The organism is Novosphingobium sp. G106, assembly GCF_019075875.1.
Taxonomy (GTDB): Bacteria; Pseudomonadota; Alphaproteobacteria; order Sphingomonadales; family Sphingomonadaceae; genus Novosphingobium.
In genome coordinates this window covers 1,155,534-1,179,517 of record NZ_JAHOOZ010000001.1, presented here as the reverse complement: position 1 = coordinate 1,179,517, position 23,984 = coordinate 1,155,534, and the positions used below count along the sequence as shown (strand labels likewise).

Here is a 23,984-nt window from a genome sequence, read left to right as displayed (position 1 = left end):
CATAGATTTCATTCCGCTGCCTCCGACCCGCGTCCGAGCGCGAGCGGATCGCAGGCGAAGCTCATGCTGACGCTGCTTCCGCCCCCCTCGGCCGGGCCGAAGTTCATTTCGCCGCCATGTTCCTCGACGATCTTGTTGACGATGGCGAGGCCCAGGCCGGTGCCCTTCTCGCGCGTGGTCACATAGGGTTCGATGATCCGCTCGCCGTCCTGGGGCAGGCCAATGCCGTTGTCCACTATGGACACGACGACATTGTCCTTGTCGCCACGTGCCATGGTAACCGCTATCAAGCCCCGATAATCGGCACTTTCGTTCTTGGCTCGCGCCTCGATCGCCTCGACCGCGTTCTTGAGCACGTTGGTCATGGCCTGGCCGAACTGGTGGCGGTCGCAGGCGATCGTGGTGATGCCCTCCCCGGCCGAAAAGCGGAAATCGATGTCGGGCCGCGAAACTTCCTGGAGGAACAAGGACTGTCGTGCGAGCGCGACGGGATCCTCGGTGCGGAACACGGGCTTGGGCAGCCGCGCGAATGAGGAAAACTCGTCGACCATCTTCCTGAGGTCGCCAACCTGGCGGATAATCGTGGCGGTCAGTTCCTCGAACAGCGGCCGGTCGGTCTCGATCTGCTTGGCATAGCGTCGGTTGAGCCGCTCGGTGGCGAGCTGGATCGGGGTCAGCGGGTTGCGGATCTCGTGGGCGATGCGCCGCGCGACGTCGGACCAAGCGGCCTGGCGCTGGTCGAGCAGCTGGCGGGTGATGTCCTCGAAGGTGATCACCGGCCCGCGCGTGTCGCGGCTGACCTTGATCGCCAGCGTCAGCAGTTCGCCGCCCTTCGCGTACTGGATGATGCCGCTCGACAGGTCCGAAGCCACCAGGCCGGCAAGCTGCTGCGACACGTCCTCGAGCGGCACTCCGACGGCGGTGGGTCCGTTGCGGTCGAGCAGCAGCCTCTGCGCGGTGCTGTTCATCAGCAGGACGTTGCCCTCGTCGTCGAGCGCAATGATGCCCGCGCTGACCGATCCCAGAACCGCTTCGATGAACCCGCTACGCTCCTGCAACTGTTCGTTGGCCGAGACCAGCGCCTGGGTCTGCCCCTCGATCTGCGCGCTCATGCGGTTGAACGCACGGTTGAGCAGGCCGATCTCGTCGGCGCCGGTGCGGCCTTCGACGCGCAGCGCATAGTTCCCGCTGCCGACCCGCCGCGCGGCGTCGACGAGCTCGTAGAGCGGCTTCACCTGACGGTCGGCGAAACGCAGCGCGATCCACACCGACAGGCCGACCAGCGCCAGCGAGAAGACGAACAGCGCGACGTTGAAGCGCAACTGCAGCACCCGCGCCCGGCTGGTCAGCACTTCGTAGGCCTTGACGATGTTCTGCGCGCGCTGCCCCTGGCTGAAGGCGAGCAGGTCCGAGCTGCGCGCGGTGTAAAGGTAAATGCCCGTGCGCCGGTCGATCGGTGTCACCGCCTCGATCTTGTTGGCATTGGCATTGATCACCATCGCCTCGCCGCCGTCGATGCGGCTCAGCACTTCCGGGCGAATCCTGGGCTTCTGGTTGTTGCCCTCGGGGTCGACGATCGCGGCAGTACGCAGCTCGCCGTCGGCACCCTTCTGGATGATCGCCGATTCGTTCAGCTTCCGATTGACCACCTGATAGGCATAGAACTCCCGGAAAGTGCCGCTGGTTATCGATTCCGCGCTGAGGAAGGCGCGCATGTCCTCGGCCATCGCGACCGATTCGTAGCCGACGTCGCGCTGCGTCTGCTCGTAGTAGCCGCGTGCGAGCTTGTTCGCGTTCTCCAACAGCCCGCGCGAATTGTCGGAAAACCAGAATTCGACGCCCGACTGGAAAAGCCACGACGCGAAGATCACCACCAGCAGCGTCGGAATCGCCGAAATCAGCGAGAAAATGAACACGAGCCGGACATGCATGCGCCCCGTGCCGCCGATCGTCTCGGCCGCGCGGCGCAGCGCCATGCGGCGGCCGAGCAGCACGAGTAGCGTCATCGCGGGCACGAGCGTGCCGATCAGCAGCAGTGCGGTCAGGTCCGAGGGGAGAAGCTGCCCTTTGGCGGCCTGCGATTCGAGCGCGATCCAGGTAGTCGCGGTCATGATCAGGAAGGCGATGACCGCGACGAGCTCGACGACGGCAAAGAAGTTCGCCCGGCGGGCAGCTACCTGCGCCCGCCGCCACCAGCGCGGCCAAGGCCGATTGCGCGAAGAGGTTTCGGCGGTCATCGTTGCAGCCTTACAACACTGCTGTTGCCGATCGGCAAGGGTTTTTGCCGCTCAATTCACCGCAGCGCGCCCGCGATGCTGCATTTACCCACGTCGAGTGAATTCCTCGGGGTCGATCGCCAGTTCGCCGAGCCGCTTGCGCAAGGTGTTGCGGTTGATGCCGAGCTGCTGCGCCGCGCGGAGCTGATTGCCGCCGGTGTCCCGTAGGACTTCGACGAAAAGCGGGCGCTCGAAGGCCGCCAGCGCGGCATCGTAGACCGTTCCTGACACCGGGCGCACCTCCGACAACCAGCGGGTGACAGCGGTTTCCAGGTTGCCGCCTTCGCTTGGCTCGGTCTGCGGCGGACGCGCCTGAGCCAGCAGCGGCACCAGGGCGGCGGCATCGACGTTGTCCTCGCGGGCCAGCAGCGCCATGCGGTAGATGAAGTTCTTGAGCTCGCGGACATTGCCTCGCCACGACTGGCGGCTGAGCAGGTCGGCCGCGTCGGCCGTGAGCTGGCGGCGCGGCAGCCCTTCCCCGGCCGCGGACTTGAGGAAATGGCGCGCCAGAGCGGGAATGTCGTCGGCGCGCTCGCGCAGCGAGGGCAGGCTGATCGGCACGACGTTGAGCCGGTAATAGAGATCCTCGCGGAACTGGCCGGCCGCGATCAGCGGCTCGAGGTCCTTGTTGGTCGCGGCGACGATGCGCGCGTCGAAGCGTACTTCCTCACGCCCGCCGACCCGGCGGATCGAGCCCGATTGCAGCGCGCGCAGCAGCCGGGTCTGCGCCTGCATCGGCATGTCGCCGATCTCGTCGAGGAACAGCGTCCCGCCAGCGGCCTGCTCGAACTTGCCGAGATGCCGCGCGACGGCACCGGTGAAAGCGCCCTTCTCATGACCGAACAGCTCGCTCTCGATCAGTTCGGCGGGAATGGCTGCGGTGTTGACCGCGACGAAAGGTCCATCGCGCCGACCGCCCAGCTGGTGGATCGCCTCTGCGACCAGTTCCTTGCCGGTGCCGGATTCGCCGAGGATCAGCACGGTCAGGTCGTTGCGCAACACACGCGTGATCATGCGGTAGACCGTCTGCATCGCCGGACTGCGGCCGACCAGCGGCAGTCCCTCGCCGATCGCCGTGTCCTCGACCCCGTCCGGCGAGGCCGCGGCAGCCCCAACCGCCTGGCGTACGGTGCGGGCCAGTTCGTCGATGTCGAAGGGCTTGGGGAAATATTCGAAAGCACCGGTATCGCTGGCGCGCACTGCGGTATCGAGCGTATTCTGCGCCGAGAGGATGATGATCGGCATTGCCGGAAAGCGCTCGTGGACCACACCCAGCGTCTCGATCCCGTCACCGTCGGGGAGCTTGACGTCGGTCACCAGCGCGGAAAAGCGCTGGCTCGACAGCTGCCGGTCACGCTCGGCGATGTTGTCGCAATGGGTAACGCCGAAGCCCTCGGCCTCCAGCGCGGCGGTGATGACGATGGCGATCGAGCCGTCGTCCTCGACGAGCAGGACGTTCATCGACCGCTTCCCCCACGGCTGCGCGAGCGCGTTTCGCCGGCCATCGGCAGGTGGAGGCGGAAATGCGTCCAGCCATTGGCGTCGTCGCGCTCGTGACTGATCCGACCGTTCATGTCGCGCACCAGCTTGCGCACCAGCGCGAGGCCGAGCCCTTGCCCGGTCTTCTTGCTGGTCACGAAAGGCTCGAAAATATGCTCACGCATGGCCGGATCGACGCCCGGTCCGTTGTCGCTGACGCGAAGCTCGATCGGCAGTCGCACTGGCTTGCCCGCCTTGCCCGAATGGAGCTGCAGGCCGCTGGCGAAACGCGTCCGGACGACGACTCTCGGCTTCGATGCCTTGGCGCAAGCCTCGCGAGCGTTGGCGATAAGGTTGATCAGGACCTGAACCAGCCCGTCGGGCGAACCCAGCACCGGCGGCAGCGAGGGATCGAATTCCTCCTCGACCCGCGGCCGCGTGCCGGCGGCATCGATCACGGCCATGGCGCGGCGCGCCGCTTCATGGAGATTGCAGGGCTCGACCGGGGCCGTGGTTTGCCGGCTCAGCGTCTGCATCTGGTCGATCAGCTTGGCGATGCGATCGACTTCCTCGGCGATCAGCCCGGTCAGCGCGCGGTCCTTCTCGCTGACCTTGCGGCCGAGCAATTGCGCCGCACCGCGGATGCCCGCCAGCGGGTTCTTGATCTCGTGCGCCAGGATCTCGGGAGCGCGCAGGACCGTATTGTCGCCGCCCGCTGCGCCTTCGCCGAGCGCCTCGGCATTGGTATCGTGCAGGGTCAACATCTGCCAGCCCGGCTCGTCGACGATAGGCGTGACGGTGACGTCGAGCTGGCGCGTGCCCTGCCCCGGAACGACTACGCTGATCTCGCGCGCCGAGACGGGCGTCTCGGCATCGCCGATGCGCTCGGCGAGATGCGGTTCGGAGAAGGACAACATATCGGTCAGCTTGCGGCCGGCGAGACGGCGCAGGCTCTGGCCGAAGAACTGCTCGGCAGCGGGATTGGCCGCGGCGATCTGCAGGCCGGGCGCGAGCATGACGATGGCGAGCGGCAGGCTGGCGAGCTGGCGCTGCGCATCGGGCGCTCCGGCGACCAGCGCTTCGGCGGGGCTCATACCATACGCCTCATGCCGCCTGGCGCTGGAGGAAGGGATCGTAGAACGCGCCGAGCATGCGCAGCACTTCGGCAGAATCGTCGACGAAATTGACCTTGTTGCGGAATTCGGCCGAGCTCGGCAGGCCCTTGGTGTACCAGCCCAGGTGCTTGCGGGCCATGCGGACGCCGGTCAGGTCCCCGTAGTGAGCGAGCATGCCTTCGTAGTGCTCGACGATCAGCTTGTACTGCTGGTCGATCGTCGGATCGGCAACCGCTGTCCCGTGCTGCAGCCAGTGCATGACTTGGCCGAGCAGCCAGGGCCGGCCGTAAGCGCCGCGGCCGATCATCAGGCCGTCGGCGCCCGACTGGTCGAGCGCCTTGGCGGCATCCTCGACCCCGCAGATGTCGCCGTTGACGATGACCGGCAGCGCGACCGCGTCCTTGACCTTGCGGACGAAGGCCCAGTCGGCCTCACCCTTGTACATCTGGTTGCGCGTGCGGCCGTGGACCGTGATCAGCTTGGCGCCGAGATCCTCGGCGATGTGCGCGAGTTCGGGGGCGTTGAGGCTGTCGGTGCACCAACCCATGCGCATCTTGACCGTCACCGGCACCGATACGGCCTCGACCGTCGCCTTGATCAGGCTGGCGGCGAGCGGCAGGTCGCGCATCAGCGCCGAGCCGGCATCGCCGCTCGTCACCTTGCGCACCGGGCAGCCCATGTTGATGTCGATGATCGCGGCGCCCTTCTGCTCGGAGAGCTTGGCCGCTTCGGCCATCTCTTGCGGGGTGCAGCCGACGAGTTGCATCGAGACAGGTTCCTCGATGGCGTCCCAGGCCGCCTTCTGGATCGACTGGCGTGTCTCGCGGATCGCCGCGGGCGAGGCGATCATCTCGGTGACATTTAGCCCCGAGCCGAAGCGGCGCACCATCTTGCGGAACGGCATATCGGTGACACCCGTCATCGGCGCCAGGATCACCGGGCAGTCGATGCGGACCGGACCGACCGAAATCGGCTTCAATTCGGGAGGCGTGGGAAGCAAAGCGGTATACCTGCCTAAAAAACAGGCAGCGCATAGTGGATTGCCCTCGTCTCGGCAAGCGGTTACCGGCGCGGCAATGTCCGCCGGCGACGCGCCCTTATATAAATATAAAGAAGCCCCCCCCGCACGGCCGCGATCGTGGTGGCGGCGGGCCAGGGACTGCGCGCCGGACAGCCGCTTCCCAAGCAGTTCGCGCGCTGGCGCGGCAAGCCTGTGGTGCGGCATTCGGTAGAGGAGCTGGCGGGCGCCGGGGTCGCGCCGATCGTGGTGGTCATTCCCGAAGGCGGCGAAGACTTGGCCCGGACTGCGCTGGCCGGGATCGACGTCCGTCTGATAACCGGCGGAAAATCGCGGCAGGAATCGGTGCGCAACGGGCTGGAAGCGCTGGAACTGGACGGCCCCGACCTGGTCCTGATTCATGATGCCGCCCGCCCCGGATTGTCCCCTGCGGTCATCGCGCGTCTTCAGGCGACCTTGGCCACGCAAAGCGGCGCAATTCCGGTATTGTCCGTAGTGGACAGCCTGACTCATGCCTCGGGGGACATGATGGGACAGCCTGCGGACAGGGCTCAATTTCGCCGCGTCCAGACCCCCCAGGCTTTCCGCTTCCCCGCGATCCTCGCAGCGCATCGCGCCTGGACGGGCGAAGCCCACGCCGGCGATGACGCACAGGTGGCCCAGGCCGCCGGGATCGCCGTTGCCCTGGTCGAAGGAGACGAAGCCCTGCACAAGCTGACATTCGCCGAGGACTTCGCAGCCAATGCGGCACCTTTGGTCCGCATCGGCACCGGCTATGACGTCCACCGCCTCGCCAAAGGAGAAGATCTTTGGCTCTGCGGGATAAAGATCGACCATGATCAAGGACTTGAAGGCCATAGTGACGCCGATGTCGCAATTCACGCGCTGGTCGATGCGCTGCTCGGCGCGATCGGCGCGGGCGACATCGGGCAGCACTTTCCCCCGAGCGATCCGCAGTGGCGCGGCGCCTCGTCCGACCGCTTCCTGACGCATGCCGCGAACCTCATTGCCGAGGCAGGCTATGCCATCGGCAACGTCGACCTGACGATCATCTGCGAAGCGCCAAAGATCGGCCCGCACCGCGAGGCGATGCGGGCGCGGCTCGCCGAACTGCTCGGCGTTGACATCGACGCGGTAAGCGTGAAGGCCACGACGACGGAAAAGCTGGGCTTTACCGGCCGCGGCGAGGGAATCGCCGCCCAGGCCGCGGCCACCTTGATCCGGAACTGAAGGAGCCTCCCGTGCGCCGTTTCACCCCCCCCTCAATTAAATGGGCCGCCGCTACATTGCTTGCCGCCGTGCCGACCGTCGCCGCGGCCGCCGAGCCGCCGTGCCTCGCCCCCGCGGAGTTCACCTCGCTGGCCGAATATGCCATGCCCAGCATCATCAACGGCACGGCGCAGCGCTGCAGCACGACGCTGGCTCCGAACGCCTTCCTGCGCAGCCAGGGCCCGCAGCTGGTCCAGCGCTATGCCCAGGCCAAGCCCGCCGCCTGGCCGGGCGCCAAGGCGGCCTTCCTCAAGCTGAGCACGACGACCAACGCCGATGCCAACAAGCTGATCAGCTCGATGCCCGACGCCTCGCTGCAGCAGATGCTGGATTCGCTGATGGAAGGTCTCGTCGGCCAGCACGTGCCGCTCGAGCGCTGCGCCACGATCGACCGCGTGGTCGGCCTGCTCGCGCCGCTGCCCGCGCAGAACACCGCCGAACTGATCGCGCTCGCCGTCGGCCTCGGTGCCAAGAGCGGCCGCGCCAAGATCGGCGCCATCAGCATCTGCGCAGCCTGAAACAGGGAATCCGGGAATGAAGCGACCCTTGTTCAGGCTCGCCGGCGCGCTGGCCATCTGCGCCAGCACCACGGCCCAGGCGCTTCCGCCGGAAAAATGCCTGACACCCCCTGAAATGCACGGCCTGATCGCCTATTTCCTACCCAACGTGCTGACCGAAGTATCCAAGAACTGCGCCGGCTCGCTCCCGCCCGCGAGCTACCTGCGCACCAGTTTCCCGCGGCTGGCCGACGAGCTGACCGCGGGCAAGACCGCTGCCTGGCCGGTGGCGCGCAGTGCCTTCTTCAAGATGAGCGATGCCAAGGATTTGAAGGAGATGGCAGGTCTGAGCGACAAGGCGCTTCGGCCGCTGGTCGACGACATGATGGCGCAGAAGATCAGGATTCCGGTCTCGCCCTCGACCTGCGGCGAAGTGAACGACATTTCCGAAGCGCTCGCGCCGCTCTCCGCGGACCAGACGGTTCACCTGTTCGCCACGATTCTCAGCGCCGTGGCGCGCAACGACAACAAAATGCGCGCCTGCCCGCGCGAGGCCAAGCCATGACCGACAGCCTTCTGCCCGACGATATCGTCACCCTCGCCCAGCGCGTGATCGACGAGAACAAGGCCGCCGGCCGCCGCGTCACGGTGGCCGAGAGCTGCACCGGCGGGCTCGTCGCCGCCGCGCTCACCGAGATCGCCGGCTCATCGGCCGTGCTTGACCGCGGCTTCGTCACCTATTCAAACGAGTCTAAGCGCGAGATGCTAGGCGTCGCGGCCGACATCATCGACACCCTCGGCGCGGTCTCAGTAGCTACCGCCTGGGCAATGGCGCAGGGCGCGCTCCAGCACAGCGATGCCGATGTCGCAGTGGCGATAAGCGGGATCGCCGGCCCCGAAGGCGGCAGCGAGATGAAACCGGTGGGCACCGTGGTCTTCGCCCGCGCGGTCCGCGGCAGCGAGGAAGTCAACGCCGAGGAACGCCGGCTCGACGCGTCGAGCCGTGCCGCCGTGCGCCATCAGGCGGCGCTGGTCGCGCTCGAATTGCTGCTGCCGTAAAGCTCGGCTGCGCGCGTCTCGAAGGCGGCGACCATCTTGTGGAAGGCGCGGTCGAAGTACTGGCCGGCCAGCTTCTCGAACAGGGCGTTGCGGAAGGCGAAGTCGACGGTGAAGTCGATCTCGCATTCCTGCGGACCCAGGGCATGGAACAGCCAGCGGTTGTCGAGGTCGCGCAGCGGTCCGTCGACATAGTGGACGCGGATTTCCTCCGGTCGGCGCTTCTCGACGCGCGAGGTGAACTTCTCGCGGATCGCGCTGAAGCCGACGAGCATGTCAGCGATCAGTTCGTCTTCGGTGTTCGAACGCACGCGGGTCGCCTTCACCCAGGGCAGGAACTCGCCGTAGCGCGCGACGTCGGCGACGAGATCGAACATCTGCTCCGCGCTGTAGGGGAGCCGCCGGACTTCGTGGATACCGGGCATCAGGCAGTACGGGCTTTGGCCAATTGGGCTTCGCGCGCCTCGCGCATCTGCCGGAAATCGTCGCCGGCGTGATAGCTGGAGCGCGTCAACGGACTCGCCGCTACCTGCAGGAAGCCCTTCGAGCGCGCGATCGCACCATAGGCTGAGAAGGCTTGCGGCGTAACGAATTCCATGACCTTGGCGTGGCGCTGGGTCGGCTGAAGGTACTGGCCCATCGTCAGGAAATCGATGTCGGCGCAGCGCATGTCGTCCATCACCTGATGGACTTCGAGCCGCTCCTCGCCGAGCCCGAGCATGACGCCGGACTTGGTGAAGATCGACGGATCGTGGCGCTTGACCTGCTCGAGCAGGCGCAGAGAGGCGTAATAACGCGCGCCGGGCCGGATCGTCGGATAGAGCCGCGGCACGGTTTCGAGGTTGTGGTTGTAGACGTCGGGCCGCGCAGTGACGATCGCTTCGACCGCGGCCTGCATCTTGCCGCGGAAATCGGGCGTGAGAATCTCGATCGTCGTCGCCGGAGTCGCGGCGCGCAGCGCATCGATGACCTTGACGAACTGGCCGGCGCCGCCGTCGGGCAGGTCGTCACGGTCGACCGAGGTGATTACTATGTGCTCGAGCCCGAGCTTGGCGGCAGCCTCGGCCACATGCGCGGGCTCATGCGCGTCGACCTTGCGCGGCATGCCGGTCTTGACGTTGCAGAACGCGCAGGCGCGGGTGCAGACGTCGCCCAGGATCATCACCGTCGCGTGCTTCTTGGTCCAGCACTCGCCGATGTTCGGGCAGGCCGCCTCTTCGCAGACCGTATTGAGATTGAGGCTGCGCATCAACTCGCGCGTCTCGCCATAGGCTTTGGAAGTCGGCGCCTTGACGCGGATCCAGTCGGGCTTGCGCCGACGTTCAGGCGTCGGCTCTGAAGGGACGGAAGAAAGATCGTTCATCGCGCTCAGATAGGCGGATGCACGCGGCCTTGCCAGTGCCAAAGTTCATCTCCATGAGGCGGCCCATGAGCACCGACATCTCTCCCGAATTCGCCCAGCTCGTCGAAGGCTACCGCCGTTTCCGCGAGGGGGGGCTGGATGGAAAACCGCGAGCGCTGGGAAGCCGCGCGCGTCGGCCAGGAACCCCAGGTGATGATCATCGCCTGCGCCGACAGCCGGGTCGATCCCTCGCAGATCTTCGACATGGCGCCCGGCGAAGCCTTCATCGTCCGCAACATCGCCGCGCTGGTCCCTCCTTTCGAGACCACGCCCGGCCTCCACGGCGTTTCGGCCGCGCTGGAGTTCGCCGTCCAGGTGCTGGAAGTGAAGGAGATCGTGGTCATGGGCCACGGCATGTGCGGCGGCTGCAAGGCGGCGCTGACGCAGGACCTGCACGGCGCCCCTCCGGGCGAAGGCGGCTTCATCGCCAACTGGATCGGCCTGCTCGACGAAGTCCGAGAGCCGATCGCCGCCGAGCTCGGCACCAGCGGCCGCACCGCCGAACGGGCGATGGAAGAGGCCGGCGTCAAGGTCAGCCTCACCAATCTGCGGACTTTTCCCTGCATCCGCCGCAAGGAGCGCGAGGGCAAGCTGCGTCTGCGCGGCGCCTTCTTCGCGATTTCGGAGGGCGTGCTGCACGTGCTCGATGAAGCATCGGGCGCTTTCGGACCCGTCATCTAGGCAAAAGAAAGGGCGGCAGTTTCCCGCCGCCCTTTCCATCATGCGATAGAGTGAAAGCTTACTGTGCGGCCGCAACCGGCGCCGCGCCGCCACCCTTCTGCGCGGCATAGGCCGACCACAGCTGGGCGATCGCCTTGCGCGGCCCCTGCACCTTGGCGAAGTTTGCCTCGGCCTCGGCAGCCTTGCCCTGGTCGGCCTGGGCAATGCCGATACGCGTCAGCATGCGCTCGTTGTCGGCACCCGGCTTGGACAGCGCAAGCGTATAGAGCGCCTCGGCCTTGGCGGCATCGCCATAGCTGAGGAAGGCATCGCCCGCACCCGCAACCGTCGCAGCCGAAGCATTGGCCGCACGCGCATCGCGCTCGAGACCCGGCAGCGAGGCGCGGTCGGCCGTAAGGCGGCCGGCGACGATGCCCTTGGCTTCGGTGACGAACGGATCGGCGGCGCGCAGCTTGCCCGCCGCAAGGCCGGAGTCGAGCACCTTCTGGGCTTCGCCGGGCAGACGGCGCGGATCGACCGCCTGAATATATTCGATGTAGTCGCGCTCGTTGTCGTAGGAGTTGGTCCGGCCCATCAGCCGCATTAGGTCGAGCGCTTCCTGCGACTGGTAGCCCGACAAGGCACGCACGACGTTGATCGATGCGTTCCAGGCCTTCTGCGAAGGATAGTTCTGCACGAGCAGGACGGCCAGATCGATCGCCTGTGCCGTTTGCTTGCCATCATAGCTCGCCTGCAGGGCGGTGCGGATCGAAGTCTCGCTCGGCTTGGTGCCTGCCGCCTTGGCCGCCGCAATGTCCCTCTGCGCATTGGCCAGCGCGGCAGCGGGGTTGTTGCTGCGGCGATAGGAATCGTTCAGCACCGCGTCGAGCTGCGGATCGGTGTAGCCACCGTCCTTGGCCTGCTGCACGTACTTTGCTGCGCTGACATAGTCATGCGCCTGATAGGCCGAGACGCCCGCGAACCAGGCGACCTTGCCCTGCATGTCGGGCGCGAGCACGCCGCTCTCGAGCATCATTACCAGGCCCTTGTACTGCAGCGCCTGATCGTTGATCAGCCCCGCATAGGTCTGAGTCATCTCACCCAGCTTGAGCTTGTCGCCGGGCGTGCTTGCCACCGCAGTCGCCGCATCGAGCTTTGCCTTGAAGCCGCCGCCAAGTGCGGCATCGACCTGCGCCACGGCCGCTGCTTTGGCCGCGGGATCCGTCGCCGCCCGCACCTGCTGGCTGGCAGTCTGCACCGCAGCATTCGTGCGCGCGCCGGTGATGGTCTTGTCGAGCTCTGCCGCAACCTTCGTGAAGGCCGGGGAGAATTCGATCTTCGGCCCGGCAGGCTGTTCGTTCTTCTTGGCGGCGAAAGCCGGCTGCGCGACGAAGGCGCCGGTAGCGACGCCCAGCGACAGGGCAAGCCCGAGGGCGGAGCGCGAGAAGGTGTTGCCGCGTTTCAGGCTGCTGGTGGGCGTCATGCGTCGTCTCTCCTAAATCCGGGGTCGCGGCCCTGGCGCCCGCCCCAAAATGAAACTTCCACTTTTGCTACTGGCGTCGAAACGGACGCTTTGCAACCAATCTGCCGCTAGGGAAGCACCGCTGAACGGCGATTTAATGCCATTAGTCGCATCGGTTCAGATTCGGTGCGGCAAATGTGGAAAACCGCCGCCGCATCCGACCCGCCGCCTCGCTCCCGCTGGCTTTCCCCGCACCCTTGGCCTAGGGCCACTTTGTAACCTTTCCCGGCAACAGAATAAGATAATCCGGCCTTGAGCGACGATTCCGAAAATCTAGATCCGCCTCACCCGCTGGGCGAGTTCCAGCGCGTCGACATCGTCGACGAAATGAAGACGAGCTATCTCGATTACGCGATGAGCGTGATCGTCAGTCGTGCGCTGCCCGACGTGCGCGACGGCCTGAAGCCGGTTCATCGCCGCATCCTGTTCGCCGCCCAGGAAGGCGGCATGGTCGCCGGCCGCCCCTACCGCAAGTCGGCCAAGATCGTCGGCGACGTGATGGGCAACTATCACCCGCACGGCGACAGCGCGATCTACGACGCCCTCGCCCGCATGACCCAGGACTGGTCGATGCGCGTGCCGCTGATTGACGGCCAGGGCAACTTCGGCTCGATGGATCCCGATCCGCCGGCTTCGATGCGTTATACGGAAGCGCGCCTCGCCCGCGTCGCGAACTTCCTGCTCGACGATCTCGACAAGGATACGGTCGATTTCGCCGACAACTACGACGGCTCGCGCAAGGAACCGACGGTCCTCCCTGCGCGGTTCCCCAATCTGCTGGTCAACGGCGCCGGCGGTATTGCCGTCGGCATGGCGACCAACATTCCGCCGCACAACCTGGGCGAAGTGATCGACGGCTGCCTCGCGATGATCGAGAACCCGGCAATCACCACCGAGGAACTGTTCGAGATCATCCCGGGGCCGGACTTCCCGACCGCGCCGATCATCCTCGGCACCCACGGCGCGCGTTCGGCCTACACCACCGGGCGCGGCTCGATCCTCCAGCGCTGCCGCCACGAGATCGAGGAAGGCCGGGGCGACCGCCGCTCGATCGTGCTGACCTCGATGCCCTATCAGGTCGGCAAGTCGGGCCTCGTCGAAAAGATCGCCGAAGCCGCCAAGGACAAGCGGATCGAGGGTGTTTCCGACATCCGCGACGAATCGAGCCGCCTCGGCGTGCGCGTGGTCATCGAACTGAAGCGCGACGCCACGGCCGAAGTCGTGCTCAACCAGCTCTGGCGGCACACGCCGGCGCAGAGCTCGTTCCCGGCGAACATGCTGGCGATCCGCGGCGGCCGCCCCGAGACGCTGGCGCTGCGCGACATCATCCTGTCGTTCATCGCCTTCCGCGAGGAGGTGATCACCCGCCGCACCAAGTTCGAGCTCAACAAGGCGCGCGACCGTGCGCACATCTTGCTCGGCCTCGTCGTTGCGGTGACGAACCTGGATCAAGTGGTCGCGATCATCCGCGGCGCATCCAACCCCGCCGCCGCCCGTGCCGCGCTGATGGCGCGCGAATGGCCGATCGGCGAGATCGCCCCCTATATTCGCCTGGTGGAAGCGATCGAAGAGGGCGAGGAAGACCTCTCAGGCTCGACCTACCAGCTTTCCGAGATCCAGGTGAAGGCGATCCTCGACCTGCGGCTCCACCGCCTCACCGCGCTCGGCCGCGACGAGATCGGCGGCGAGCTCGAGGAACTGTCCGTCTCGATCCGCGGCTATCTTGCCATCCTTGCCGACCGCGTCCGCCTCTATGACGTGATGCGCGAGGAACTCGTCGCGGTGCGCGAGGCTTACGCCACGCCGCGCGTCTCGCAGATCATGCCCGCCATGGACGGGATCGACGACGAGGACCTGATCGAGCGCGAGGACATGGTCGTCACCGTGACCATGGACGGCTATATCAAGCGCACGGCGCTCTCGACCTTCCGCGCGCAGAACCGCGGCGGCAAGGGCCGCGCCGGCATGGCGACCAAGGACGAGGACGTCGTCGCGACGATGTTCGTCACCTCGACCCACACGCCGGTGCTGTTCTTCTCGACCGCGGGCAAGGTCTATCGCCTCAAGGTCTGGCGTCTGCCCGAAGGCGGGCCGGCGACGCGCGGACGGCCGATCGTCAACCTGCTGCCGGCGCTCGACAAGGACGAGACCATCGCCACGGTGCTGCCGCTGCCCGAGGACGAGGCGGAATGGGGCAAGCTCCACGTCGTCTTCGCCACTGCCAAGGGCAGCGTGCGACGCAACAGCATGGACTCGTTCGCCAACATTCCCTCGAACGGCAAGTTCGCGATGCGCTTCGAGGAAGGCTCGGACGACCGGCTGATTGGCGTCGCGCTGCTCGAGCCCGACGACGACGTGCTGCTCGCCACCCGGCAGGGCAAGGCGATCCGCTTCGCCGGCGACGACGTCCGCGAGTTCCAGAGCCGCACCTCTACCGGCGTTCGCGGCATGGCGCTCAAGGGTGACGACGAGGTCATCTCGCTGTCGATCCTGCACCGCGTCGGCACCAGCTCCGAAGAGCGTGAGGAATACGTCCGCTTCGCTCCATGGAAGGGCGAAAAGGAAGGCGAACCCTCGATCCCTGCCGAGCGCATGACCGAACTCGCCGCCCGCGAGCAGTTCATCCTCACCGTCTGCGCCAACGGCTATGGCAAGATGTCCTCGGCCTACGAGTACCGCCGCACCGGCCGCGGCGGCCAGGGCATCACCAATATCGACAATATCGGCCGTAACGGTCCGGTGGTGGCGAGCTTCCCGGCAAGCCAGGCGGACCAGCTCATGCTGGTGACCGACCAGGCCAAGCTGATCCGCCTCGGCCTGGACTCCTTGCGCGTCATTGGCCGCGGCTCGGCCGGCGTGCGGCTGTTCAACGTCGCCGACGAGGAACATGTGGTCAGCGCCGTGCGTCTTGCCGATACGGGTGAAGAGGAAGGCGTCGAAGAAGATGCCGCCCAAGCGCCCGAAGTTGGCGGAGACGAAGGCGATGGCGCCACCAATGAATGACCGCCCGGCGGTCGCCTACAAGGTGCTGACGGCAGAGCAGATGGAAGCGCTGGAAGCCGACGGCACCTTCGCGGGAGCCCCCGTGGATTTAGCGGACGGCTACATCCATCTCTCGACAGCCGAGCAGCTCGATGAGACTGTCACCAAGCATTTCGCCGGTCAGGATCACCTCCACGTCGCGGCTGTCGACCTGCCTGTGCTGGGCGATGCGGTCAAATGGGAGCCGTCGCGCGGCGGAGCGCTGTTTCCGCATATCTATGCGCCGCTGCCGCTCTCGGCAGTGCTCGCCTACGGTCCGGTCGAACGCGATCATGACGGTAAGGTGAAACTTCCGGTCGCGGGCTGAGCGCTTCGGCGCTAAGGGCTCGGCCCATGCAATACGACGTTCATATCATCGGCGGCGGCCTCGCCGGCAGCGAAGCGGCTTGGCAGCTCGCGCGCCGGGGGCTTCGCGTGCGGCTTTCGGAAATGCGCGGAACCGGCGAGCGGTCGCCCGCGCATCAGACCGATGCGCTGGCGGAACTCGTCTGCTCCAATTCCTTCCGGTCGGACGATGACGAGAAGAACGCCGTCGGCCTCTTGCACCACGAAATGCGCCAGTGCGGATCGCTGGTCATGGCCGCAGCGGCCAAGGCGCAGGTTCCCGCCGGATCGGCGTTGGCGGTCGATCGCGACGTGTTCTCCGCCGAAGTCGAAGCCGCGCTCGCCGCGCAGCCCACGCTCGAGATCGTTCGCGAGCGGATCGATCGGCTGCCCGATGCGGGACTGACGATCATCGCTACGGGGCCGCTGACCGCCGAGGCGCTCGCCGGATCGATCGGCACAGCCACCGGGGCCGACAGCCTGGCTTTCTTCGACGCCATCGCTCCGATCGTCTATCGCGATTCCATCGACATGGACGTCTGCTGGATGGCCTCGCGCTGGGACAAGGGCGAGACCAAGGACTACATCAACTGCCCGATGACCAAGGAGCAGTACCTGGCCTTCCACGCCGGCCTCATCGCCGGCGAGAAGACCGAGTTCAAGGAGTGGGAAGCCAACACCCCCTACTTCCAGGCTTGCATGCCGATCGAGGTCATGGCCGAGCGCGGGGTTGAGACCTTGCGCTTCGGGCCGATGAAGCCGGTGGGCCTCGACGATCCGCGCACCGCCTCCGAGCAGTTCCCCAATGGGCGCTGGCCCTATGCCGTGGTCCAGCTACGCCAGGACAACAAGCTCGGCACGATCTGGAACATGGTCGGCTTCCAGACCAAGCTCAAGCACGCCGAGCAGGTGCGATTGTTCCGCACGATACCGGGACTGGAGAATGCGGAGTTCGCCCGGCTGGGCGGGCTGCACCGCAACACCTTCCTCAACTCGCCGGTGCTGCTCGACCGCCAACTCCGGCTCAAGACCGCGCCGCATGTCCGCTTCGCCGGTCAGATCACCGGCTGCGAGGGCTATGTCGAAAGCGCCGCGGTCGGATTGATGACAGGGCTGATGACCGCTGCCGAGATCGCCGGGCACGACTGGCAGGCGCCGCCGCGCACCACGGCCATGGGCGCGCTGCTGGCCCACATCACCGGCGATGCCGAAGCCGAGTCCTATCAGCCGATGAACGTCAACTTCGGGCTGTTCCCGCCACCCCCGCCCGAAGTGAAGAAGAAGCAGCGCAAGGAAGCCTACACCGCGCGCGCCAAGGTAGATCTAGACCTCTGGCTCCCCAGCCTCGTCGGCTAGGTCCTCGGCCGGCTGCGCGGGACGGCCGGCCTTTCGCACCGGCGCGCAGCGGCATTGCGGCTGCACCGCGCGCTTGGGTTTCGTAGTGGCGAACTCGGCGCGGTCGAGCTTGAGATCGCGATTAACATCCGCCGCCTTGAAGCGGTCCGAAGTGCGTACCGCCCATTCCTCGAAGCTCAGCAGATTGTTGTGATCGGTATCGAGCGCGCGGAAGAAGGCGGCGCGTGGGGCCAGCATCTCGTTGCGGGTGACTATAGCATCGCGATTTCGGTCGAGCCGGTCGAAGCGGCGTTGCTCGCGGGTGACTTCGTTGGCCTCGGGTGGGGCGGCGCCTTGCAGGCCCTTGCCGTCGGCTATGGGCAGTTCGTCGGTGGGCATGCCCGTAGCAAAAGCGACCTCGGGCGGCGGCGGCGCGCCGCGTTCGGTCGCCGCGCGGCCCTGCCACCAGAAGACGCCGGCGGCAACGAGCAGCAATGCAGCCAAAGCGCCGAGCAACATCCGGTTCATGGCAAGGCCCCCTTCCGAATTATACTAGCAGCGCGCTATCGCCCCAACAATCCGAGCCGCATCGCAGTCATGAGACTGACCGCCGAATGGCCCTTCTGCTTCCTCTGGGCCAGACCGTGGAGAACGGTCAACGGCCTAAGCGACCTGGCGACCCGGGCAGTCCGCCCTTCCGCCGCCAGCAATCGCGCAGCCGCCTCACGCTCCTCCGGGTTGGCGACATTGGTCGCGAGATCGGCCAGCGCCCATTGCCGGCCAAGCTGCAGCGCAGGTTCGCACGGCGCGCCGACCACTTCGGCCAGCGCCGCGAAAGCCTCGCCCCGGCCACCGGCGAACTCGGACAGGTCGGCGTCGGGGAGCGGCGCGGCGCCGGTCAGCATTTCCCAGCCATTGACCAGTTCGACCAGCGCCGTGTGCTTGCCCCGCCACGATTGCAATGCCGCCAGCAAAGGCTCACCCCGCGGCCAGGCGGCGGCATCGACCATCAGCTGCTCGCGCCACCAGGCAAGCCGCAACTGCGCGAGCGAAGGTTCGTGCGAATTGCGGACGATCCCGGCAAGCCGCTGGTCGAGCGCGAGCAAGGCCAAGGTCGGCTCACGCGCCGCCTTCGGCGCATAGGCCAGAGCGAGGCGGTGCAGCGGGGGCAACGCCTCCAGCAGACTATCGGCTACGCTCATGGGTTCAGCGGTAGCAGACCTGCTTCACCGCCGCGACGATCTTGGGCACGTCGATCAGCGCTGCCTTCTCAAGGTTCGCGGCATAGGGCAGCGGCACGTCCTCGTTGCAGACGCGCAGGACCGGGGCGTCGAGATCATCGAAGCCCTTCTCCATGCAGACCGCGATGATCTCCGAGGCGATCGAACAGACCGGGAAGCCCTCCTCGGCCACGACCACGCGGTTGGTCTTGGCGAGGCTGGTCAGAACCGCATCGGTATCGAGCGGTCGCAGGGTGCGCAAGTCGATGACCTCGGCATCGATCCCCTCGCCCGCGAGCTGCTCGGCCGCTTCGAGCGCGAGGCCGACGCCGATCGAATAGGTGACGATGGTCACGTCCTTGCCCTCGCGCGCCACGCGCGCCTTGCCGATCGGCAGGACGTGGTCGTCAAGCTCGGGCAGTTCGAAGCTGCGGCCATAGACCAGCTCGTTCTCGAGGAAAACCACCGGATCCTCCGAACGGATCGCCGCCTTGAGCAAGCCCTTGGCGTCCGACGCGTCGTAGGGAGCGATGACGATCAGGCCCGGGACGCTGGCGTACCACGGGCCGTAGTTCTGGCTGTGCTGCGCGCCAACCCGGGCCGCGGCGCCGTTGGGGCCGCGGAACACGATCGGGCAGCGCATCTGGCCGCCCGACATGTAATTGGTCTTGGCCGCCGAGTTGATGACGTGGTCGATCGCCTGCATGGCGAAATTGAAGGTCATGAACTCGACGATCGGGCGAAGCCCGCCCATCGCTGCGCCGGTTCCGATGCCGGCGAAGCCGTATTCGGTAATCGGGGTGTCGATCACGCGTTCGGGCCCGAATTCCTCGAGCAGGCCCTGGGTCACCTTGTAGGCGCCTTGATACTGCGCGACCTCCTCGCCCATGACGAAGACGCGGCTGTCCTTGCGCATCTCCTCGGCCATGGCGTCCCGCAGTGCTTCGCGGACGGTGACCGTTTTCATGTTGGTGCCGGAGGGGAGAGCCGGATCCTTCGCTGGCTTTGCGTCGCTGGCGAGTTGGGCTGCACCGCTGTCGGCCTTCTTTGGAGTTTCGGCAACGGGTTCCTCGGCTTTCGCTTCCGTGGCTGCAGTCTCCACTTTGACGGCCGGGGCCGGAGCGGGAGAAGCTTCCTCCCCTTCCCCGTCGATCAGAGCGATCACTGTGCCGACTTTCACCGCATCGGTGCCTTCGGCCACCATGATCTTGCCGATCTTGCCTTCGTCGACGGCTTCGAATTCCATCGTCGCCTTGTCGGTCTCGATCTCGGCGAGGATGTCGCCCGATTTGACCTCGTCGCCTTCCTTGACCAGCCACTTGGCGAGCTTGCCCTCTTCCATCGTCGGCGAGAGCGCGGGCATCTTCAGTTCGATCGCCATCAGTAGCGCTCCACCAGCACGTCGGTGTAGAGTTCGGAAGCCTCAGGCTCGGGCGAGTTCTCGGCGAAGTCGGCGCTTTCGGACACCGCGGCGCGGATACGCTTGTCGATGTCCTTGAGCTTGTCCTCGGACACGCCGCGCACCAGCAGTTCCTTCTTGGCGCCCTCGATCGGGTCGGACTTGTCGCGCACTTCCTGCACTTCCTCGCGCGTGCGGTACTTGGCCGGATCGGACATCGAGTGGCCGCGGTAGCGGTAGGTGTTGAGCTCCATTAGCACCGGCCCATTGCCTTGGCGGACATAGTCGAGCGCGATCTCGGCCGCGGCGCGCACTTCGAGCACGTCCATGCCGTTGACATCCATGCCGGGGATGCGGAAGGCCGTGCCGCGGCGATAGAATTCGGTCTCGGCCGAACCGCGCTTGACCGCGGTACCCATGGCATAGCCATTGTTCTCGATGACGAAGATGATCGGCAGCTTCCACAGCGAGGCCATGTTGAAGCTCTCGTAGACCTGGCCCTGGTTCGCCGCGCCGTCGCCGAAATAGGCAAGGCAGACGCCGCCGTCCTGGCGATACTTGTGCGCGAAGGCCAGGCCCGTGCCGAGCGACACCTGGGCGCCGACGATGCCGTGCCCGCCGTAGAAGCGGTGCTCGACGCTGAACATGTGCATCGAGCCGCCCTTGCCCTTCGAGATTCCCGAATGGCGCCCCGTCAGCTCAGCCATGATCACCTTGGGATCGATGCCGTAAGCGAGCATGTGGCCATGGTCGCGGTAGCCGGTGATGACGCTGTCCTTGTCGTTGTCGAGCGCCGACTGCAGCCCGACCGCGACGGCCTCCTGGCCAATGTAAAGGTGGCAGAAGCCGCCGATCAGGCCGAGGCCGTAAAGCTGGCCGGCGCGCTCCTCGAAGCGGCGGATCAGCAGCATCTGCTCGTAGAGGTGGAGCAGCTCCTCGTCGCTGGCCTGGTAATGCTTCTGGTTACCGTGGGCTTCCTGAAGGCTGCGCAGCGCGAAATTGTCATCGCCCGCCTCAGGAAAACCGGGCTCGGCCTTCGGCTTGGCGGCCGCCCGGCTTCGTGTTGCGGTGGTCTTAGCGCCCGTAGTCTTAGCTGCGGTACGCTTCACGGCAACGGTGCCGCTTTTGGCGGGTTTGGCCAAGTTCCTGTCCCCTGTGGCGGATTCGCAAGTCGATATAGGGGCAAGCTAGCCGCAGCGATAGCGCCGCGTCGAGATCAAAGCTGGCCGAAAACCCCGCAAAAACCGAAGGTCAGTGAAGCAGCATGACCATTTCGTCGGGATGGGCGACGTTGAGGTTGCTGCGCAGCAGCTCGCCGGCGAGATCGGGGTCCATATGGCGCGGGTCGAGCAGTGCGACGCGGTTGCGCAACTCGTCCCGCTCCTTTGTCAGTTGCACCACTTGGGCGCGCCGTTCGACGAGCAGACGCTGGTTCTCCGACCAGGCGAGCAAACCGCTCGGCCCCACGAGTGAAACCCCGGCCAGGACCAGCAGACTCATCAGCGCAAATCCCTGAACCAGGCTTTCCCGTGCAAGTTTCGGTTCGGTGCGCGTCTTCTTGATCATGGCTAATAGAATCACAGTTGATTCGCCGGTTCAAGCGTTTTTCGACAATCGACTCAATAGCTTCCCATCGGCCCGTCGCGTTTGCCGAGAGATAGCTGAGGATAAGACTCCAACGCGCCGTTTCGGCATCACAGCAGGGCGATCGCCGCATGCATATTTCGCATTCGCAGCATCGTATTTCGCACTTGCAGCATTGTCAGTTGGAGCAGATAAGGGACGGGCCTTTCAGGCATCCTCTCCCAAAACTTCCAAGGCCCGGCCGGCAACGTCCGGGTCTTTTTTGTCCGCCAAACCCGCAGGAATCCAATGTTCCGCGGCGGTTTTTCTGGTAATTTCGAGGGAGTCGACTCCAAGGCCGGCGACGGCGGAAGTCGATCAGGGCCGGGCAAGCAAGGAGAGGATGCCGGAGCCTGCCTGGCCCGCTTGAGTGCGTTTCGCCGATGCCCTGCCTTATGGGGCTTCCGCATGACAACTCGAATAGTCGCCGGCGCTGGCCTGCCAGCTTTCAAGCGCGGCCATCTCAGGCGGCAAGGTGACGAAGAATGGCGCGGCGAAGGCCGACCAAGCCGCCATATGCTTGGGCGAGACCGAAGTCAGGATCGGCAGCCCCGCCTCCATCGCCGCAACGAAGGCCGAAATCAGCCCGGAGCGGTTCTCCGCCTCAAGCTTGCCGAACTTGCTCAGGACGACGAGGTCGCAGCCGCGGGCGATGTCGTTGCAGACCTGCTCGCTCGCCTGGACCACGCCCGAACTATCGAGCGAACAGGATTCCGAGCCTGGTCCCAGTTCCTGGAACAGTGCGAAGCTGCCGCCGCTGCCGATGCTGCGAAGCTGGCCGGCACCGCAGGCAGCGCCCTCGCCCGCCGCGCCTTCGATCAGCCCGGCGATCCGCAGACGCGGCGCATGGCGATCGACGAAGACCGCCAGCAAACGCTGGATCTCGGCGCTGCTCGCCCCCTGGACGATCGCGATCGGTTTGGACTGCCGTTCCATTGAAAACCTCGTATTCTATATAGCGCAAAACCGCCCACCGAAATTCCCACAGCCCCAAATCTCGATAAGGAGCCAGCCATGAAGATCAGCGCGCGCAACCAAATTTCCGGCACGATCACCGCGATCACCCCGGGTGCGGTCAACGGCCAGATCAAGGTCGACATCGGCGGCGGCAACGTCATCACTTCGAGCATCACCGAGGAAGCCGTGGCCGATCTCGGCCTCGTCGTCGGCGACCGGGTGACCGTGCTGATCAAGGCGAGCGACGTGCTGATCGGCAAATAACGCCATCACAGCCTCCGTCCGCAGGCCGTCGCAGGCAACGACAGCGACTTACGGCTGACGAACTCGCTATCGGTCAGCTCTTCGAGGAACGCGACCAGTTCGGCGCTCTCGTCGGTGGTCAGCGTCAACCGATGCCGCCCGATCGCACCGGCCAGCGTCCGCTCGCTGCCGTCGTGCCAATAGGGCGCGCCGAGCGCGACATTGCGCAGCGACGGTGTGCGAAACCTGCCGAGATCGGCCTTCTGGCCGGTCTTTTCGCTGAGTCCAGGATCGAAGGCCGGAGGATCGGCGCGATCGATCCGATGATAGTCCTGATCGGTGAAGTTGGCTCCGGCATGACATCCGGCGCAGGAACGCGCAAAGACTGCCTGCCCCGCCGTCGCCTGGACCGACATCGCGCCGTGATCATAGGGACTGCCGAACGACACGAGCGTGCGCTCGAAGCTGGCTATGGCCTTGGCCGTGCTGCCGAAATCGATGCGCCCGCCGAACTCGGGGAAAGCCCTGGCGAACATCGTCCGATAACAGGGGTCGCGCGACAGCCGCGCGGCGATCTCGGCCTCGCGGCCGGCCATGCCCATCTCGACCGGATGGATGCCGAGCACCGGCACGCCGACCTGCCCCTCGAGCGAGGTCAGCCCCGGATCGGCGAAAGTCAGCCGGCTGAACCAGGCGACATTCGCCAGCCCCGGTACGTTGCGCCGGCCGGGCTCACCGGTCACGCCCGGGTGGCTGGCATTGCCGTCGGCGAATGCGCGATGCTGCTCGTGACAGGTCGCGCAAGACATCGTGCCGTCGGCGGAGAGGTCGGCATCGTAGAACAGCCGCCGGCCGAGCTCGACCTTGGCGGTGGACATGGCGTTGTCCGCGGGCACTGCCGGCGCGGCTACTCCCGCTGGGACGTTCCACTTCCATCGCGGCGCCCCCGCCGCGGCCGCGGTCACGCCGATCGCGGCAAGCAGCGCTGCAGTCCGGAATAGCCGCACGGGTCAGGGCAGGCGCGCGACGAGCACCGTGATCTGCGCATCGCCGTTGGCACCGAGCTGGAGCGTGTAGCGCCCCGGGGTAAGCGCGAAGTCGACCATCTTGCGCACGCCGGTACAGTCGGGGCCGTGCCCGTGCGCCACAGAAGTAGCGGCCTTGCCCTGCTTGACGAGGTCGATCCAGGCGCCCGAGCTCAGCGCCACGCGGTAAGTGCCGGCCTGGGCGATTTCGACGCCGACGAGCCCGCCGTAGCTGACCGATCCGCCGGGCTTCTCGGGCCGCAGCGGGTACTTGACCTCGGGCGTCGACAGCAGCGTCACCCGCGCCGCCTGCGCCACCGGCAGGTTCGCCGCGCGAAGACCGGCGGCATCGCCCGCGGCATTGAGCGCGGAAGGGCTCGACCACGGCGCGAGTTCGCCAGTCGGCGCAACCGGTGCGGTACAGGTAGCGGCCGGCGCCATGGCCGGCTCCTCCGCGAAAGCCGCGGAACCGAGCAGGAACGGCAACAGCAAAGCCACAGTCGGGGAGAGAAATGCGCGCAC

23 protein-coding genes and 1 pseudogene are annotated in these 23,984 nt (G+C 66.2%); 9 read left to right on the top strand and 15 right to left on the bottom strand.

The window, feature by feature from the left end; translation table 11 throughout:
- Nucleotides 1-8 precede the first annotated feature (8 nt).
- The 4 genes from KRR38_RS05575 to dusB all read right to left on the bottom strand — a co-directional run bounded on the left by KRR38_RS05575 (nucleotide 9) and on the right by dusB (nucleotide 5,849).
- Nucleotides 9-2,237 carry an ATP-binding protein gene (locus tag KRR38_RS05575; RefSeq protein WP_217399410.1) on the bottom strand — a complete coding sequence of 743 codons (2,229 nt, stop codon included), beginning with the start codon at nucleotides 2,235-2,237 and terminating at the stop codon, nucleotides 9-11.
- Nucleotides 2,238-2,321: 84 nt separating this feature from the next.
- A complete protein-coding gene (locus KRR38_RS05570; RefSeq protein WP_217399408.1) occupies nucleotides 2,322-3,737 on the bottom strand; it encodes a sigma-54 dependent transcriptional regulator in 1,416 nt (471 codons plus the stop codon).
- Entirely contained in the window at nucleotides 3,734-4,849 is a 1,116-nt protein-coding gene (locus KRR38_RS05565; protein ID WP_217399405.1) for a nitrogen regulation protein NR(II), read from the bottom strand. Before KRR38_RS05565 ends, KRR38_RS05570 begins: the two co-directional genes overlap by 4 nt.
- 10 nt (nucleotides 4,850-4,859) lie before the next feature.
- Entirely contained in the window at nucleotides 4,860-5,849 is a 990-nt protein-coding gene (gene dusB, locus KRR38_RS05560; protein ID WP_256449399.1) for a tRNA dihydrouridine synthase DusB, read from the bottom strand.
- 156 nt (nucleotides 5,850-6,005) lie between these two features.
- Here dusB and KRR38_RS05555 point away from each other — a divergent pair, with 156 nt between their 5' ends.
- The 4 genes from KRR38_RS05555 to KRR38_RS05540 are packed head-to-tail and all read left to right on the top strand — an operon-like array spanning nucleotide 6,006 to nucleotide 8,713.
- Nucleotides 6,006-7,118 carry a bifunctional 2-C-methyl-D-erythritol 4-phosphate cytidylyltransferase/2-C-methyl-D-erythritol 2,4-cyclodiphosphate synthase gene (locus tag KRR38_RS05555; protein WP_309141180.1) on the top strand — a complete coding sequence of 371 codons (1,113 nt, stop codon included), beginning with the start codon at nucleotides 6,006-6,008 and terminating at the stop codon, nucleotides 7,116-7,118.
- Between the two features lie 11 nt (nucleotides 7,119-7,129).
- Nucleotides 7,130-7,675: a hypothetical protein gene (locus KRR38_RS05550; protein WP_217399399.1), complete on the top strand. Its 546-nt coding sequence runs from the start codon at nucleotides 7,130-7,132 to the stop codon at nucleotides 7,673-7,675.
- Between the two features lie 16 nt (nucleotides 7,676-7,691).
- Complete coding sequence (locus KRR38_RS05545) at nucleotides 7,692-8,219, top strand: hypothetical protein (RefSeq protein ID WP_217399396.1); 528 nt, start codon at nucleotides 7,692-7,694, stop codon at nucleotides 8,217-8,219.
- Nucleotides 8,216-8,713 (top strand): CinA family protein, encoded by a 498-nt coding sequence (locus KRR38_RS05540; protein WP_217399394.1) that lies wholly within the window; start codon nucleotides 8,216-8,218, stop codon nucleotides 8,711-8,713. Before KRR38_RS05545 ends, KRR38_RS05540 begins: the two co-directional genes overlap by 4 nt.
- Here the strand turns inward: KRR38_RS05540 and KRR38_RS05535 are convergent.
- The gene (locus KRR38_RS05535) at nucleotides 8,674-9,135 is read right to left on the bottom strand and encodes a type II toxin-antitoxin system RatA family toxin (RefSeq protein ID WP_217399392.1); all 462 of its coding nucleotides are present in this window, start codon (nucleotides 9,133-9,135) and stop codon (nucleotides 8,674-8,676) included. The two genes, KRR38_RS05540 and KRR38_RS05535, sit on opposite strands and share 40 nt — an antisense overlap.
- A complete protein-coding gene (lipA, locus tag KRR38_RS05530) occupies nucleotides 9,135-10,073 on the bottom strand; it encodes a lipoyl synthase (RefSeq protein WP_217407125.1) in 939 nt (312 codons plus the stop codon). The genes KRR38_RS05535 and lipA overlap by 1 nt, the downstream gene beginning before the upstream one ends.
- A gap of 65 nt (nucleotides 10,074-10,138) precedes the next feature.
- Here lipA and KRR38_RS05525 point away from each other — a divergent pair.
- Nucleotides 10,139-10,793, top strand: a pseudogene (locus KRR38_RS05525) (carbonic anhydrase).
- A gap of 58 nt (nucleotides 10,794-10,851) precedes the next feature.
- Here the strand turns inward: KRR38_RS05525 and KRR38_RS05520 are convergent.
- The gene (locus KRR38_RS05520; protein WP_217399390.1) at nucleotides 10,852-12,255 is read right to left on the bottom strand and encodes a hypothetical protein; all 1,404 of its coding nucleotides are present in this window, start codon (nucleotides 12,253-12,255) and stop codon (nucleotides 10,852-10,854) included.
- 291 nt (nucleotides 12,256-12,546) lie between these two features.
- On the opposite strand from KRR38_RS05520, the gene gyrA reads away from it, so the two are divergent.
- Genes gyrA through trmFO form a run of 3 tightly spaced genes read left to right on the top strand, consistent with a single transcriptional unit; the run spans nucleotide 12,547 to nucleotide 17,016 of the window.
- Nucleotides 12,547-15,297: a DNA gyrase subunit A gene (gyrA, locus tag KRR38_RS05515; RefSeq protein WP_217399388.1), complete on the top strand. Its 2,751-nt coding sequence runs from the start codon at nucleotides 12,547-12,549 to the stop codon at nucleotides 15,295-15,297.
- Nucleotides 15,290-15,643: a DUF952 domain-containing protein gene (locus tag KRR38_RS05510; RefSeq protein ID WP_217399386.1), complete on the top strand. Its 354-nt coding sequence runs from the start codon at nucleotides 15,290-15,292 to the stop codon at nucleotides 15,641-15,643. The genes gyrA and KRR38_RS05510 overlap by 8 nt, the downstream gene beginning before the upstream one ends.
- A gap of 26 nt (nucleotides 15,644-15,669) precedes the next feature.
- Nucleotides 15,670-17,016: a methylenetetrahydrofolate--tRNA-(uracil(54)-C(5))-methyltransferase (FADH(2)-oxidizing) TrmFO gene (gene trmFO / locus KRR38_RS05505; RefSeq protein ID WP_217399384.1), complete on the top strand. Its 1,347-nt coding sequence runs from the start codon at nucleotides 15,670-15,672 to the stop codon at nucleotides 17,014-17,016.
- Here trmFO and KRR38_RS05500 read toward each other — a convergent pair.
- The 6 genes from KRR38_RS05500 to KRR38_RS05475 all read right to left on the bottom strand — a co-directional run bounded on the left by KRR38_RS05500 (nucleotide 16,984) and on the right by KRR38_RS05475 (nucleotide 22,173).
- Nucleotides 16,984-17,523: a hypothetical protein gene (locus tag KRR38_RS05500; RefSeq protein ID WP_217399382.1), complete on the bottom strand. Its 540-nt coding sequence runs from the start codon at nucleotides 17,521-17,523 to the stop codon at nucleotides 16,984-16,986. The two genes, trmFO and KRR38_RS05500, sit on opposite strands and share 33 nt — an antisense overlap.
- Nucleotides 17,524-17,558: 35 nt before the next feature.
- Nucleotides 17,559-18,197, bottom strand: coding sequence for a squalene/phytoene synthase family protein (locus tag KRR38_RS05495; RefSeq protein WP_217399380.1), 639 nt, complete (start codon nucleotides 18,195-18,197; stop codon nucleotides 17,559-17,561).
- Nucleotides 18,198-18,201: 4 nt separating this feature from the next.
- Entirely contained in the window at nucleotides 18,202-19,596 is a 1,395-nt protein-coding gene (locus KRR38_RS05490; RefSeq protein ID WP_217399378.1) for a pyruvate dehydrogenase complex E1 component subunit beta, read from the bottom strand.
- The gene (gene pdhA / locus KRR38_RS05485) at nucleotides 19,596-20,756 is read right to left on the bottom strand and encodes a pyruvate dehydrogenase (acetyl-transferring) E1 component subunit alpha (protein WP_375293411.1); all 1,161 of its coding nucleotides are present in this window, start codon (nucleotides 20,754-20,756) and stop codon (nucleotides 19,596-19,598) included. The genes KRR38_RS05490 and pdhA overlap by 1 nt, the downstream gene beginning before the upstream one ends.
- A 109-nt stretch (nucleotides 20,757-20,865) precedes the next feature.
- Nucleotides 20,866-21,180, bottom strand: coding sequence for a septum formation initiator family protein (locus KRR38_RS05480; RefSeq protein ID WP_217399376.1), 315 nt, complete (start codon nucleotides 21,178-21,180; stop codon nucleotides 20,866-20,868).
- 450 nt (nucleotides 21,181-21,630) lie between these two features.
- Nucleotides 21,631-22,173, bottom strand: a complete 543-nt coding sequence (locus tag KRR38_RS05475) for a DUF2478 domain-containing protein (RefSeq protein WP_217399374.1) — start codon at nucleotides 22,171-22,173, stop codon at nucleotides 21,631-21,633.
- Nucleotides 22,174-22,251: 78 nt separating this feature from the next.
- On the opposite strand from KRR38_RS05475, the gene KRR38_RS05470 reads away from it, so the two are divergent.
- Complete coding sequence (locus KRR38_RS05470) at nucleotides 22,252-22,458, top strand: molybdopterin-binding protein (RefSeq protein ID WP_217399372.1); 207 nt, start codon at nucleotides 22,252-22,254, stop codon at nucleotides 22,456-22,458.
- A 5-nt stretch (nucleotides 22,459-22,463) separates the two neighbouring features.
- Here the strand turns inward: KRR38_RS05470 and KRR38_RS05465 are convergent, their stop codons facing one another.
- Entirely contained in the window at nucleotides 22,464-23,444 is a 981-nt protein-coding gene (locus tag KRR38_RS05465) for a cytochrome c peroxidase (protein ID WP_309140979.1), read from the bottom strand.
- Nucleotides 23,445-23,447: 3 nt separating this feature from the next.
- On the bottom strand, nucleotides 23,448-23,903 hold the full coding sequence (locus KRR38_RS05460; RefSeq protein WP_254514653.1) for a homogentisate 1,2-dioxygenase: 456 nt from the start codon (nucleotides 23,901-23,903) through the stop codon (nucleotides 23,448-23,450).
- Nucleotides 23,904-23,984 lie beyond the last annotated feature (81 nt).